Origin of the sequence: Methylobacterium isbiliense, from assembly GCF_022179325.1 — a bacterium.
In the GTDB taxonomy this organism is placed as follows: domain Bacteria; phylum Pseudomonadota; class Alphaproteobacteria; order Rhizobiales; family Beijerinckiaceae; genus Methylobacterium; species Methylobacterium isbiliense.
The window spans coordinates 131,521-144,226 of record NZ_BPQQ01000040.1; the positions used below are offsets into that span (position 1 = coordinate 131,521).

General features: G+C 72.3%; 14 protein-coding genes. 13 read left to right on the forward strand and 1 reads right to left on the reverse strand.

What is annotated here, in order from left to right; translation table 11 throughout:
* Positions 1 to 219 precede the first annotated feature (219 nt).
* Positions 220 to 1,161, forward strand: a complete 942-nt coding sequence (locus MFF61_RS17820) for a glutaminase (RefSeq protein ID WP_238236633.1) — start codon at positions 220 to 222, stop codon at positions 1,159 to 1,161.
* 29 nt (positions 1,162 to 1,190) lie between these two features.
* Here MFF61_RS17820 and MFF61_RS17825 read toward each other — a convergent pair whose 3' ends face one another.
* Positions 1,191 to 2,456, reverse strand: a complete 1,266-nt coding sequence (locus MFF61_RS17825; RefSeq protein ID WP_238236634.1) for a D-amino acid dehydrogenase — start codon at positions 2,454 to 2,456, stop codon at positions 1,191 to 1,193.
* Positions 2,457 to 2,592: 136 nt separating this feature from the next.
* Between MFF61_RS17825 and MFF61_RS17830 the strand changes: the two genes are divergently transcribed.
* The 12 genes from MFF61_RS17830 (at position 2,593) to MFF61_RS17885 (ending at position 12,614) form a co-directional block, all read left to right on the forward strand.
* Positions 2,593 to 3,045: an Lrp/AsnC family transcriptional regulator gene (locus MFF61_RS17830; protein WP_238236635.1), complete on the forward strand. Its 453-nt coding sequence runs from the start codon at positions 2,593 to 2,595 to the stop codon at positions 3,043 to 3,045.
* A 61-nt stretch (positions 3,046 to 3,106) separates the two neighbouring features.
* A complete protein-coding gene (locus MFF61_RS17835) occupies positions 3,107 to 4,000 on the forward strand; it encodes a LysR family transcriptional regulator (protein WP_238236636.1) in 894 nt (297 codons plus the stop codon).
* A 91-nt stretch (positions 4,001 to 4,091) separates the two neighbouring features.
* Entirely contained in the window at positions 4,092 to 4,907 is an 816-nt protein-coding gene (locus tag MFF61_RS17840) for a putative hydro-lyase (RefSeq protein ID WP_238236637.1), read from the forward strand.
* 65 nt (positions 4,908 to 4,972) lie between these two features.
* On the forward strand, positions 4,973 to 6,223 hold the full coding sequence (locus tag MFF61_RS17845; RefSeq protein WP_238236639.1) for an ABC transporter substrate-binding protein: 1,251 nt from the start codon (positions 4,973 to 4,975) through the stop codon (positions 6,221 to 6,223).
* An 86-nt stretch (positions 6,224 to 6,309) separates the two neighbouring features.
* A complete protein-coding gene (locus MFF61_RS17850; RefSeq protein ID WP_238236641.1) occupies positions 6,310 to 7,188 on the forward strand; it encodes a branched-chain amino acid ABC transporter permease in 879 nt (292 codons plus the stop codon).
* Complete coding sequence (locus MFF61_RS17855; RefSeq protein WP_238236642.1) at positions 7,188 to 8,231, forward strand: branched-chain amino acid ABC transporter permease; 1,044 nt, start codon at positions 7,188 to 7,190, stop codon at positions 8,229 to 8,231. Before MFF61_RS17850 ends, MFF61_RS17855 begins: the two co-directional genes overlap by 1 nt.
* Positions 8,228 to 8,959, forward strand: coding sequence for an ABC transporter ATP-binding protein (locus MFF61_RS17860; protein WP_238236643.1), 732 nt, complete (start codon positions 8,228 to 8,230; stop codon positions 8,957 to 8,959). Before MFF61_RS17855 ends, MFF61_RS17860 begins: the two co-directional genes overlap by 4 nt.
* A complete protein-coding gene (locus MFF61_RS17865) occupies positions 8,952 to 9,656 on the forward strand; it encodes an ABC transporter ATP-binding protein (RefSeq protein ID WP_238236675.1) in 705 nt (234 codons plus the stop codon). Before MFF61_RS17860 ends, MFF61_RS17865 begins: the two co-directional genes overlap by 8 nt.
* Positions 9,656 to 9,997, forward strand: a complete 342-nt coding sequence (locus tag MFF61_RS17870) for an endonuclease domain-containing protein (protein ID WP_238236644.1) — start codon at positions 9,656 to 9,658, stop codon at positions 9,995 to 9,997. Before MFF61_RS17865 ends, MFF61_RS17870 begins: the two co-directional genes overlap by 1 nt.
* Positions 9,998 to 10,088: 91 nt before the next feature.
* Positions 10,089 to 10,856 (forward strand): LamB/YcsF family protein, encoded by a 768-nt coding sequence (locus MFF61_RS17875; protein WP_238236645.1) that lies wholly within the window; start codon positions 10,089 to 10,091, stop codon positions 10,854 to 10,856.
* Positions 10,856 to 11,587, forward strand: coding sequence for a 5-oxoprolinase subunit B family protein (locus MFF61_RS17880; protein ID WP_238236646.1), 732 nt, complete (start codon positions 10,856 to 10,858; stop codon positions 11,585 to 11,587). Before MFF61_RS17875 ends, MFF61_RS17880 begins: the two co-directional genes overlap by 1 nt.
* A 10-nt stretch (positions 11,588 to 11,597) precedes the next feature.
* Positions 11,598 to 12,614, forward strand: coding sequence for a 5-oxoprolinase subunit C family protein (locus MFF61_RS17885; RefSeq protein ID WP_238236647.1), 1,017 nt, complete (start codon positions 11,598 to 11,600; stop codon positions 12,612 to 12,614).
* The last annotated feature ends 92 nt before the right edge of the window (positions 12,615 to 12,706 follow it).

The window sequence follows — 12,706 nt, forward strand, 5'->3', positions numbered from 1 at the left end:
TCCGCTCCGCCCCGCGGGGTCGGGGCACGCCGCGCGAGCATGGTCCTTGCTTCGGGCCCATCGCGGCCTCTCCGGCCGCCGCGCTGCCGCGCGCCCCAGCCTGGCCGATCGGCTCGGCCTTCCGCTCCGGCGTCATCGTCGCCGGCAGGCCGGTGACCGCCCCGCCGAACGATGCTGCGAGGCGGCCCCTCCCGCTCACGCCCCGGATCCGCCCCACTGATGAACACCTCCGCATCCCGCCTTGAGAGCGTCGTCCGGGAGATCGCCGAGGAGATGCGCGCGCGGCCCGACCGGGGCGAGGTGGCGACCTACATTCCCGAACTCGCCCGGGTCGATCCGGGCGCCTTCGGCCTCGTGGTGATCGATGCCGATGGCACGGTGGCGGCGGGCGGCGACAGCGACGTGCCGTTCTCGATCCAGAGCATCTCGAAGGTGTTCACCCTGACCCTCGCGCTCGGCATGGTCGGCGACCGGCTGTGGCGGCGGGTGGGGCGCGAGCCCTCCGGCAGCCCGTTCAACTCCATCGTCCAGCTCGAATACGAGCGCGGCATCCCGCGCAATCCCTTCATCAATGCCGGGGCGATCGCCGTCACGGACCTGATCCTGTCCCGGCACAAGCCCCGCGAGGCGCTGGGCGAGATCCTGCGCTTCATGCAGGTGCTGGCGCAGGATTCCTCGATCGTCATCGACGAGGCGGTGGCGGCCTCCGAGCAGCGCACGGGGTTCCGCAACGGCGCGCTCGCCCACTACATGAAGTCCTTCGGGGTGATCGAGAACCCGGTCGAGTACGTGCTCGGGGTCTACTTCCACCACTGCGCCATCGCCATGACCTGCCGGCAGCTCGCCACGGCCGGGCGCTTCCTCGCCCATGCGGGGCGCGATCCCACCACCGGCCACTCGGTGGTGCCGCCCGAGCGGGCACGGCGCATCAACGCGGTGATGCTCACCTGCGGCCACTACGACGGTTCGGGGGAATTCGCCTACCGGGTCGGCCTGCCCGGCAAGAGCGGCGTCGGCGGCGGGATCCTGGCGGTCGCGCCGGGCAAGGCCTCGATCGCGGTCTGGTCGCCGGGGCTCGACGCAGCGGGCAACTCGCATCTCGGGCGGATCGCGCTCGAAGCGCTCACCCGGCGGCTGGGCTGGTCGATCTTCGGGGTGTGAGCCGGGAGCCCGACGGAGGGCTCCCGGTCTCAGGCGGCCTTGAGGTAGCGCGCGGCGGCCAGGTCGTCGTGGGCGATCTCAGGGGCGCGGCCGGTGACGAGGTCGGCGAGCATCCGGCCCGAGCCGCAGGCCATCGTCCAGCCGAGCGTGCCGTGGCCGGTATTGGTGTAGAGGTTGGCATAGGCCGTGGGGCCGACGACCGGCGTGCCATCGGGGGTCATCGGGCGCAGGCCCGTCCAGAAGGTCGCCCCCGCCGCATCGCCCCCGTCCGGGAAGAGGTCGGCCAGCGAGCGCTCCAGCGTGGCGCGCCGCGGCCCGCGCAGCGTCCGGCTGAAGCCCGCGAGTTCCGCCGTCCCGCCGACCCGGATGCGGTCGCCGAGCCGGGTGATCGCGACCTTGAAGGTCTCGTCCATCACCGTCGAGACCGGGGCCGCGGCCGCATTCGTGACGGGCAGCGTCAGCGAATAGCCCTTCACCGGATAGACCGGCAGCGACAGGCCGAGCGGGCGCAGCAGCGCCGGGGTGTAGCTGCCCATCGCGGCCACGTAGGCGTCCGCCGTCAGCACCTCGCCCGCGCCCGTGGCGACGCCGGTGATCCGGCCGCCCTCGTGGCGCAGGCCCGCGATGGTCACGCCGTAGCGGAAGACGACGCCCCGCCGCGCGCAGAGGGCCGCGAGGCGCTGCGTGAACAGATGCGCGTCGCCGGTCTCGTCGCCGGGCAGGCGCAGGCCGCCGGCAAGCCGCCCGCGCACCCGCGCCAGGGCCGGTTCGGCGGCGACGCAGCCGGCCGGATCGAGCACCTCGTAGGCCACGGCGTACTGGTCGAGGACGCCGGTATCCTCGGCCACGTGGTCGAGCTGCTTCTGGGTGCGGAAGAGCTGCAGCGTGCCCTTCTCGCGGTGATCGTAGGTGATGCCGGTCTCCCGGCGCAGCTCGCGCAGGACGTCGCGGCTGTACTCGGCCAGCCGCACCATCCGGCCCTTGTTGCGCCGGTAGGCCTCCTCCGTGCAGTTCGCCAGCATCTGCGCGAGCCAGCCGTAGAGGCGCGGCTCCAGGCTCGGCCACAGCACCAGCGGCCGGTGGCGCATCATCAGCCACTTCATCGCCTTGAGGGGAATGCCGGGGGCTGCCCAGGGGGCCGAGTAGCCGGGCGAGACCTGGCCCGCATTGGCGAAGCTCGTCTCCAGGCCGGCCGCCGGCTGGCGGTCGAGCACCGTGACCTGATGGCCCGCGCGGGCGAGGTAATAGGCCGAGGCGACGCCCACGACGCCACCACCGAGGACGAGGACCCGCATCGTGCACCACCCTCCGCGCAACCGGATGCCCGGAGTGTTGCGCAAGGATCGCCGAATATCCCGCCCGAATGCCGCAGGACATGCGATAAAGCGGCCTCTCGCGGCAGGATCTGCGAGGCGACGAAAGGATCTGCGAATGGTGCGGGACGAGATTGACGCGCGCATCCTGCGCGTCCTGCGCGGCAACGGGCGCATCAGCAACGCCGACCTCGCCGCCGAGGTCGGCCTGTCGCCCTCCGCGACGCTGCGCCGGCTGCGGCTGCTCGAGCGCAGCGGCGTCATCCGCGGCTACACGGCGCTGATCGACGAGGCGGACGGGGCCGAGCCCCTGGTGGTGCTGACGCAGATCACCCTCGACCGGCAGACGGAGGAATACCTGAACCGCTTCGAGGCGGCGGTGCGCCGCTGCCCGGAGGTGCGCTCCTGCTACCTGATGACCGGGCTCTCCGACTACTTGGTGCGGATCGAGGTGGCGGATGCGGGCGACTACGAGCGCCTGCACAAGGAGGTGCTCTCGCGCCTGCCCGGGGTCGCGCGCATCCAGTCGAGCTTCGCGATCCGCACCGTGGTGGGGCGGGGGCGCGGGTGATCGCTGGCGTCCGGTACGCTCCTTGCTGCATCATCGCCGCGGCAGTGGGCCGGGGCTGGGAATGGCGGATCTGCGGAGCCTCGAAGTCTTCTACTGGACGGCGACCCTGTGCAGCTTCCGGCAGGCGGCGGAGCGCCTGAACACGACCCAGCCGGCGGTGTCCCAGCGCATCGCGGCGCTGGAGGAGGGGTTCGGCGTGAAGCTGTTCGAGCGGCGCGCCCGTTCGGTCTGCCTCACCGCCAAGGGGCGCGATCTGCTCGTCTACGCGGAGCGATTCCTGCGCCTGCGCACCGAGATGATGGCCGCCATCGCGAGTCCGGGCACCATGCGGGGCGTGCTGCGGCTCGGCGTGGCGGAGACCATCGTCCACACCTGGCTGATGCGCTTCATCGAGGCGATGAGCCAGACCTATCCGGGCGTCACCGTCGACATCTCGGTCGACATCTCCCCCAACATGCGCGAGGCGCTGCTCGCCCGCGACCTCGACCTCGCCTTCATGGTCGGGCCGATCACCATGCCGAGCCTCGTGAATCTGCCCCTGTGCAGCTACTCGCTGGCCTGGATCGCCGCGCCGCAGCTCGACGTCGGCCCGGGCGAGGTGGCGCTCGCCGACCTCATGCGCTTCCCGATCATCACCTACCCGAAGAACACCACGCCCTACGTGCAGTTGCGCGACCTGCTCGCGCGCTCGAACCTGCCGCCGCCGCGCCTCCACAGCAACGCCTCGCTCTCCACCATCGTGCGCATGACGCTGGAGGGCATCGGCATCTGCGTGATCCCGCCCGCGATCGTGCGGCGCGAGATCGAGAGCGGGCAGCTGCGCGTGCTGAGCACCCAGGTCCACCTGCCCGACATCGGCTTCACCGCCACCTACGCCAACGCGCCCGATTGCGGGCTGGCCGCCCCCGCCGCCCGTCTCGCCTGCGCGGTGGCCAGCGGGACGAGCCATGGATAAGCTCAGCTTATCGAACTTGATGCGAAATCACGATTGGCGCTTAAGCGCACAGAATGTGACCATGCCGCATTCCTGGGCAAAGGGAGTGCCGATGCAGACCGTCCCCTTCCGGAACCCCGCCGAGCGCGCCCGTCTGACCGGCCGCGAGGCGCGCCTCGCCTGCCGCAGCGGCCAGATCAGCGGCAGCACCGCGGGCCTCGCCCACGGCTACGTGCAGGGCAACCTCGCGGTCCTGCCGAAGGACCTCGCCACCGACTTCCTGCTGTTCGCGCAGCGCAACCCGAAGCCCTGCCCGATCGTCGGCGTGTCGGCCCCGGGCGAGCGCCGCATTCCCGAACTGGGCGAGGATCTCGACATCGCCACCGACGTCTCGGGCTACCGCGTCTGGCGCCACGGCGAGGTGGTGGAGGAGCGCCTGGAGGTCGCCGACCTGTGGCGCGACGACCTCGTGGCCTTCGTGATCGGCTGCTCCTTCTCGTTCGAGGCCGCGATGGTCGAGGACGGGCTGCCGCTGCGCCACGTCGAGATGGGCGTGCGGGTGCCGATGTACCGCACCAGCATCCCGTGCGTTCCGGCCGGTCCCTTCGCAGGCCCGATGGTGGTGTCGATGCGCCCGCTCACGCCCGCCCAGGCGATCCGCGCGGTGCAGATCACCTCGCGCTTCCCCGCCGTGCACGGCGCGCCGGTGCATCTCGGCCTGCCCGAGCAGATCGGCATCCGCGACCTCATGCGGCCCGATTACGGCGACCCCGTCGAGATCCGCCCCGACGAGATCCCGGTCTTCTGGGCCTGCGGGGTCACGCCCCAGTCGGTGATCGCGGCCTCGAAGCCGGATTTCGCGATCACCCACGCGCCGGGCGCCATGCTCGTCACCGACCGCCGCAACGCGGAGTACGCGGTGCTCTGATTCCCCTGGCCCCTCCGCCGGCCCTGCTCAATCGCTCACCTTGCGCTCACCTTGGAGGCACGTGCATGATTCGTCGTCGGGATCTCTTGGTCGGGGGCGCGGGCGCCCTCGCGCTCGCCGGGGCCGGCCTGCGGCCCGCCCGCGCCGCCGACGAGGTGGTGGTGGGCGTGCTCTACGCCATGTCGGGGGCGAGCGCGCAGGTGGGCGTGGATGCCCGCCACGCCATCGAGACGGCGCTGGACATCGTCAACGCCGACCACGCCCTCGACCTGCCGCTCGCCAAGGGCACGGGCCTGCCGGGTCTCGGGGGCGCCAAGATCCGCCTCGTCTTCGCCGACCACCAAGCCGACCCGCAGAAGGGCCGCGCCGAGGCCGAGCGCCTGATCACCCAGGACAAGGTCGCGGCCCTCGTCGGCTGCTACCAGTCGGCGGTGTCGAACACGGTGAGCGCCACGGCCGAGCGCTACGGCGTGCCCTTCGTCTGCGCCGATTCCTCCTCGCCCAGCCTGCACCGCCGGAACCTCAAGTTCTTCTTCCGCCCGGCCGCCCACGACGAGATGTTCTCGGCCGCGATGTTCGACTTCCTCGACGCGCAGCGCGCCAAGGGGCAGACGATCGGCTCGGTGGCGCTGTTCTTCGAGGACACGATCTACGGCGTCGATTCCGCGAACGTGCAGCGCAAGCTGGCGGGCGAGCGCGGCTACAAGGTCGTGGCCGACATCAAGTACAAGACCAACTCGCCCTCGCTGACCGCCGAGGTGCAGCAGCTCAAGACCGCCAACGCGGACGTGCTGCTGCCGACGAGCTACACCACCGACGCGATCCTGCTGACGAAGACGATGGCCGAACTCGGCTACAAGCCGAAGAGCATGCTGGCGCAGGCGGCGGGCTTCGCCGAGAAGGTCACGTACGACACGGTGGGCGACAAGCTGCAGGGCCTGATCTCCCGCGGCAGCTTCTCCCTCGACCTCGCAGCCAAGCGCCCCTCGGTCGGCGCCGTGAACGCGCTCTACAAGGCGCGGGCGGCCCGCGACCTCAACGACAACTCCTCCCGCCAGTTCATGGCGCTCCTGGTGCTGGCCGACGCCGTCAACCGCGCCGGCTCCACCGACGGGCAGAAGATCCGCGCGGCGCTCAGCGCCACCGACATCCCGGGTGCCCAGACCATCATGCCCTGGAAGCGGGTCGCCTTCGGGCCGGACGGCCAGAACACCGAGGCGGATCCGGTGCTGCTGCAATGGGTCGGCGACAAGTTCGTCACGGTCTTCCCCGATTCGGCGGCGGTCGCCCCCGCGCTGTGGCCGATGAAGGCGTGACCACCGCGTGATGCGACGCGGAAAACCCCTCCCGCACGGGAGGGGGAACCCCGCGGATCATCCTGGCCCAATCCCGGGAGACCCCGATGACGACGCAAGCGCTGGCCCAGGTGCTGGCGAGCGGACTGCTGATGGGCCTGATCTACGCCCTGATCGCGGTCGGCCTCTCTCTGATCTTCGGCCTGATGGACGTGGTGAACTTCGCCCACGGCGAGTTCCTGATGATCGCCATGTACGCGACCTTCGGGCTCGTGCTGGCGACGCAGCTCGACCCCGTGGTGCTGATGCCGCTCGTGGCGGCCCTGCTCTTCGCCCTCGGGGGGGCGTCGTATCTCGGCGTGGTGCGCTTCGCCATGCGGGCCAAGGCCAATCAGGGCATGGTGCAGATCTTCGCGACCTTCGGCCTCGCGATCCTGCTCCAGGGCGTCGCCCAGTACCTGTTCACCCCCGATTACCGCAACGTGCAGAACACGTGGCTCGGCGGGCGCACCCTGGAGGTCGGCGGCGTCTTCCTGCCCTGGCCGCAGATCTTCGGGGCCGTGGTCTCGCTCGCGGCCTTCGGGGGGCTGCACCTCCTGATGAGCCGCACCGATTTCGGCCGGGCGCTGGAGGCCACCCGCGAGGACCAGGGCGCCGTGGCGCTGGTCGGCATCGACCGCAACCGGGTCTTCGCGCTCGGCTGGGGCCTGGGCGCGGCCCTGGTCGGCCTCGCCGGCGCGGTGCTGGCGGTATTCTACTACATCCACCCGCAGGTGGGCGCGAGCTTCGCCCTCATCGCCTACGTCACGGTGGCGCTCGGCGGCTTCGGCAGCGTCGCGGGCGCGCTCGTCGCCGGGGTCATCGTCGGCCTCGTGGAGGCCTTCACGGCGGTGATCCTGCCGCCCGCCCTCAAGTCCGTGGGCGTCTATGCCCTCTATCTCGCGGTGGTGTTCGTGCGCCCGCAGGGCCTGTTCGGGAGGCTGTGATGACCTCGACCACGCTTCCCGCCCCCGCCGCCGTGCCGGCCACCGCCTCCGCGGCCAGGGCCTTCGCGGCCAAGCGCCGCCGCACCCTCCTCGTCGGCCTCGTGGTCTTCGCCGGCATGGCGGCCCTGCCCTACCTCGTCCGCGACGTCTACCTGCAGAACGTGCTGATCCTCACGGTGATGTACGCGGCCCTCTCGCAGAGCTGGAACATCCTGGGGGGCTATTGCGGGCAGATCTCGCTCGGCCACGCGCTCTATTTCGGGCTCGGCGCCTACTTCACCTCCGTGCTGTTCGTGACCTACGGGGTGGTCCCGTGGGGCGGCATGCTGGCGGGCGGGCTCGCCTCGGCCGGGGTGGCGCTCCTCCTCGGCTGGCCCTGCTTCCGCCTGGCCGGCCACTACTTCTCGATCGCCACCATCGTGATCGCGGAGATCGGGCTGCTGCTCGTGCACAACTGGGACTTCGTCGGCGGGGCGATGGGCATCCAGTGGCCCTTCAACCCGGATTCGTGGTGGACCCTGCAATTCGCCCGCGACAAGGTCCCGTACTTCCACTTCGCCCTCGGGCTGTTCGTGGCGGTGTGGTTCGTCACCTACCTGATCGAGGATTCCCGCTGGGGCTACTGGTGGCGGGCCGTCAAGGACGACGCGCAGGCCGCCGAGAGCCTCGGCGTCGAGGTGTTCCGCTCCAAGATGGCGGCGGCCGCCGTCTCGGCCTTCTTCACGGCGATCGGCGGCGGCTTCTACGCCGCCTACGTCTCCTACATCGATCCCGAGAGCGTGATGAGCTTCCGCTTCTCGCTGCTCTTCGCCCTGCCGGCGGTGCTCGGCGGCATCGGCACCCTGTGGGGGGCGCTCGTCGGGGCGGCGATCCTGATCCCGCTCACTGAGATCAGCCGCTCGTATCTCGGCGGCACCGGCAGCGGCCTCGATCTGATCCTCTACGGGCTCCTCGTCATGCTGGTGGCGCTCGCCCGGCCCGAGGGCGTGCTCAGCCTGTTCAAGCGCACCCGCACCGCCCGCAACCAGGAGGCCGCGCCGTGACCGAGATCATCCTGGAGGCCGAGCGCGTCACCCTGCGCTTCGGCGGCCTCGTTGCCAACGCCGACGTCTCGCTCGCCGTGCGGCGCGGCGAGATCCTGGGGCTGATCGGCCCGAACGGCGCCGGCAAGTCGACGCTGTTCAACCTGATCTCCGGCACCTACCGGCCGACGAGCGGGCGCATCCTGCTGGAGGGGCAGGACATCACCGGCCTCCCGGCGCCCGAGCGCTGCCGCCGGGGCATCGCCCGCACCTTCCAGGTGCCGCGCTCCTTCGATTCGATGAACGTGGTCGAGAACGTCATCGTGGGCGGCTTCGTGCGCCATCCGCGGGCCGCCGAGGCCCGGGCCGCGGCGCTCGCCACCCTCGACGTGGTCGGCCTCGCCCACCGGGCGGACGCCGTGGCGGGCGAACTCACGCCGCCCGAGAAGCGGCGGCTGGAGGTCGCCCGCGCGCTCGCCACCGAGCCGCGCCTCCTCCTCCTCGACGAGGTGCTCACCGGGCTCACCCCGAGCGAGGCCAAGGCCGGCGTCGAGCTGATCCGGCGCGTCGCCGAGCGCGGCGTCACCGTCATCATGGTCGAGCACGTGATGGAGGTGGTGATGCCGCTCGTCGACCGCGCCGTCGTCCTGCATCTCGGCCGCGTGCTGGCGGAGGGCCGGCCGGCCGACGTCGTGCGCGACGAGGCCGTCATCGCCGCCTACCTGGGAGAGCGCCGCCGTGCTGCTTGAGGTCCGCTCCCTCTCCACCGCCTACCAGGGCCTGCTCGCCATCCAGGACGTCTCGCTGTCGGTCGCCAAGGGCGAGATCGTGGTCGTGGCGGGCGCCAACGGCGCCGGCAAGTCGACGCTGCTGAAATCGATCGCCGGGATGGAGCGCCCGCGGGCCGGGGAGGTCGTGTTCGACGGCGCCCGCATCGACGGGCTGCCCGGCCACCTCATCACGGCCCGCGGCATCGCCTACGTGCCGGAGAACAAGCGCCTGTTCCCGCGCCTCTCGGTGGCCGACAACCTGCGGCTGGGCCGCTACCTCTACCGCGGTGAGCCCGACGCGGACGGGCCGCTGGAGCGCGTCTTCGCCCTATTTCCCCGCCTCAAGGAGCGCCTGCCCCAGCGCGCCGCCACGCTCTCGGGCGGCGAGCAGCAGATGCTGGCCATCGGCCGCGCGCTGATGACCCGCCCGCGCCTCCTGATGCTCGACGAGCCCTCGCAGGGCATCATGCCCAAGCTCGTGGACGAGATTTTTTCCGCCATCGAGACGATCCGGGCCGCGGGCGTCACGATCCTGCTGGTGGAGCAGCGCCTGGCCGAGTCGCTCTCGATCGCCGACCGCGCCTACGTGCTCCAGACCGGGCGCCTGATCCTCACCGGCCCGGCCGCGACGCTTCGCGACGACCCGGAGGTGCGGCGGGCGCATCTGGGGATCTGATGCGCGCGCCGCGCCATTTCGCGCGGGACCAGCGGCAGCAGGCGACCTCGGCCGAGGACGTGCTGTGGCGGGCTCTTCGCGGGCGGCGGCTTCATGGCATGAAGTTCAAGCGGCAGGTGCCCGTTCTCGTCTACACGGTCGACTTCCTGTGTGCGGAGCACCGGCTGGTGATCGAACTCGATGGCCGCCAGCACGCTTGGCACGACGTGTACGATGCGAGGCGAACCGAGGAGATCGAACGATGCGGTTACGCGGTTCTGCGGTTTCGCAACGAGGAAGTTCTGACGGGTCTCGAGGCTGTCCTGCAGCGCATTGCGGACGCCGCCGGCCTCGCCAGATGAAGCGCGGGGAACCCCTCTCCCGCACGGGAGAGGGGATGCTGCCTGCGTCACATCCGGTGGCGTAGCAGAGTGTCAAACGACGGGAGGCCCCATGCCCACCATCGACCTCAATTCCGATCTCGGCGAAGGCTTCGGCGATTACCGGGCCGGCGACGACGCGGCGATGCTCGCCATCGTGACCTCGGCGAACGTCGCCTGCGGCATGCATGCGGGCGATCCGCAGATCATGGCGCGCACCTTCGGGCTCGCCCGCGAGCGCGGCGTGGCGGTGGGGGCGCATCCGGGCTACCCGGACCTGTGGGGGTTCGGGCGGCGCGTGCTGCCCTACACGCCCGCCGAGGTCGAGCGTCTCGTCGCCTATCAGGTCGGCGCCGCGCAGGCGCTCGCGACCTATGCGGGCCACCGCATCACCTACGTGAAGACGCACGGGGCGCTCGGCAATCTCGCGGCGGCCAACGACGAGGTGGCGATGGCGGTCGCCCGGGCCGTCAGGGCGGTCGACCGGGACCTGTCGCTGCTGGCCATCGCGCTCTCCGCGCAGGTGCGGGCCGGCGAGGCGCTGGGCCTCGACGTCCACCAGGAGATCTTCGCCGATCGCGGCTACACCGAGGAGGGGCTGCTCGTGCCCCGCGGCCAGCCGGGCGCGATGATCGAGGACCCGGAGGTGGCCGCCGAGCGCGTCGTCACCATGGTGCGCGAGGGCGCGATCATCGCCGGGTCCGGCAAGCGGCTGCCGACGCCGATCCGCTCCGTCTGCGTGCACGGCGACTCTCACTATGCGGTCGCCACGGCCCGCACCGTGCGGGCGCGCCTGGAGGAGGCGGGCGTGACGGTCGCGCCGTTCCGGCCGGCCGCGTGATGGCGCTCCCGCGCCTGCTCGATGCCGGCGAGGCGGCCCTCGTCGCCGAGTTCGGCGACCGGGTCGATCCGGCGATCAGCGACCGGGTGCTCGGGCTCGACGACGCGCTGCGGGCCGACCCGCCCGCGGGGCTGCGCGAGACCGTGCCGACCTACCGCTCGCTGATGATCCACTACGACCCGCTCGTCCTCGACCGCGACGCGCTCGCCGCGCGCGTGCGCGCCCTGGCGGAGGGGATGGAGGCGGGCGGCGAGGGCGCTGGCCGGCACGCCGGCGCCCGCTGGACGCTGCCCGTCTGCTACGATCCGGACCTCGCCGAGGATATCGGGGCGGTCGCGGAGGCGATCGGGCGCCCGGCCGCGGAGGTCGCCGCCCTGCATGCGGGTGCGGAGTACCGGGTCTACATGTACGGCTTCGCGCCGGGCTTCGCGTATCTGGGCGGCCTGCCCGAGGCGCTCGCGGTCTCGCGCCGGGCCACGCCCCGGCCGCCCCATCCGGCGAACGCCCTGATGATCGGCGGCGGCCTCGCCGCGGTGGCGACGGTGCCGATGCCCACCGGCTGGTACGTGGTCGGGCGCACGCCCGTGCGGCTCTACCGGCCCGATCAGGACGACCCCTTTCCGGTGGCGGTCGGCGACACCCTGCGCTTCTCGCCCGTCGACGCCGCGACCTTCGCGTCCCTGGAGGCCCGGGCGGCCGCCGGAGAGAGCGTGGCGCGCCGCGAACCGTGAGGAGCCGACCATGAGCCTCCTTCGCATCGACGCGGCCGGTCCCGGCACGACGCTCCAGGATGCCGGCCGTCACGGCTACCTGCGCTACGGCTTCACGGCGGCCGGTCCGATGGATCCGCTGGCGCACGCCACCGCCAACCGCGCGCTCGACAACCCGCCGGGCGCGCCCGCGATCGAGGTCTCGCTCGCCGGCCTCGCGGTGAGCGCCGAGGAGGCGCCCCTCGGGGTGGCGCTCGCGGGCGGCGAGTTCCGCATCGCGCTCGACGGCGAGCCGGTGCCCCCCGCCGCCGTGCTGACGCTGCGGCCGGGCAGCACCCTGACGGTGCGGGCGGGGCGGGCCGGCGCATGGTGCACCCTCGCGGTGGCGGGCCGCATCGACGTCCCCCCGGTGCTCGGATCCGTCGCGACCCACACCCGCTCGGGCGTGGGCGGCCTCAATGGGCGCGCCCTGCAGGCGGGCGATGCCCTGCGGATCGGCGAGGCCCGGCCCGGACCGGGGGAGGTGCACGCCCTCGTCGCCCCCTGGCTCGACCGGCCGCCGGAGGAGATCCGGGTGGTGCTCGGCCCCCAGGACGACGCCTTCGCGGCCGACCAGATCGCCGCCTTCCTGGCCGGTCCCTGGACCGTGACCCCGCGCGGCGACCGCATGGCCTGCTTCCTCGACGGGACGCCGCTCACGCATGCGCGGGGCTACAACATCGTCTCGGACGGCATCGCCATGGGGGCGATCCAGGTGCCCGGGGAGGGCCGCCCGATCGTCCTGATGGCGGACCGGCAATCCACCGGCGGCTACCCGAAGATCGCCACGGTGATCGGGCCCGATCTCGGCCGGCTGGCCCAGGCGCAGGCCGGCACGCGGCTGCGCTTCCGCGCCGTGTCGGTCGCCGAGGCGGTGGCCGCCCGCCGCGCCGAGGCCGAGGCGCTGGCCCCGCCCGTGGCGCGCGAGCCCCTGGTGCGCAGCGCCTTCACGCCCGAGTTCCTGCTCGGGCGCAACCTGATCGGGGGTGTGGTCGACGGGGCGGCCTGAGCCGGCCGCCGGGGGCCGGCGCATCGCTGCCATGCTCCGGCGCGGCCTTGCCGCGCGCGGCCGTCTCCGCCACGTGTGGCCGATCCCTCGCC

Bases quoted from the DNA above. Each gene is read 5' to 3' on its own strand.
- MFF61_RS17870 (WP_238236644.1), top strand. From the start codon at position 9,656: ATGCGCGCGCCGCGCCATTTCGCGCGGGACCAGCGGCAGCAGGCGACC.
- MFF61_RS17845 (WP_238236639.1), top strand. From the start codon at position 4,973: ATGATTCGTCGTCGGGATCTCTTGGTCGGGGGCGCGGGCGCCCTCGCG.
- MFF61_RS17830 (WP_238236635.1), top strand. From the start codon at position 2,593: ATGGTGCGGGACGAGATTGACGCGCGCATCCTGCGCGTCCTGCGCGGC.
- MFF61_RS17880 (WP_238236646.1), top strand. From the start codon at position 10,856: ATGGCGCTCCCGCGCCTGCTCGATGCCGGCGAGGCGGCCCTCGTCGCC.
- MFF61_RS17825 (WP_238236634.1), bottom strand. From the start codon at position 2,456: ATGCGGGTCCTCGTCCTCGGTGGTGGCGTCGTGGGCGTCGCCTCGGCC.
- MFF61_RS17835 (WP_238236636.1), top strand. From the start codon at position 3,107: ATGGCGGATCTGCGGAGCCTCGAAGTCTTCTACTGGACGGCGACCCTG.
- MFF61_RS17850 (WP_238236641.1), top strand. From the start codon at position 6,310: ATGACGACGCAAGCGCTGGCCCAGGTGCTGGCGAGCGGACTGCTGATG.
- MFF61_RS17875 (WP_238236645.1), top strand. From the start codon at position 10,089: ATGCCCACCATCGACCTCAATTCCGATCTCGGCGAAGGCTTCGGCGAT.
- MFF61_RS17855 (WP_238236642.1), top strand. From the start codon at position 7,188: ATGACCTCGACCACGCTTCCCGCCCCCGCCGCCGTGCCGGCCACCGCC.
- MFF61_RS17885 (WP_238236647.1), top strand. From the start codon at position 11,598: ATGAGCCTCCTTCGCATCGACGCGGCCGGTCCCGGCACGACGCTCCAG.
- MFF61_RS17820 (WP_238236633.1), top strand. From the start codon at position 220: ATGAACACCTCCGCATCCCGCCTTGAGAGCGTCGTCCGGGAGATCGCC.
- MFF61_RS17840 (WP_238236637.1), top strand. From the start codon at position 4,092: ATGCAGACCGTCCCCTTCCGGAACCCCGCCGAGCGCGCCCGTCTGACC.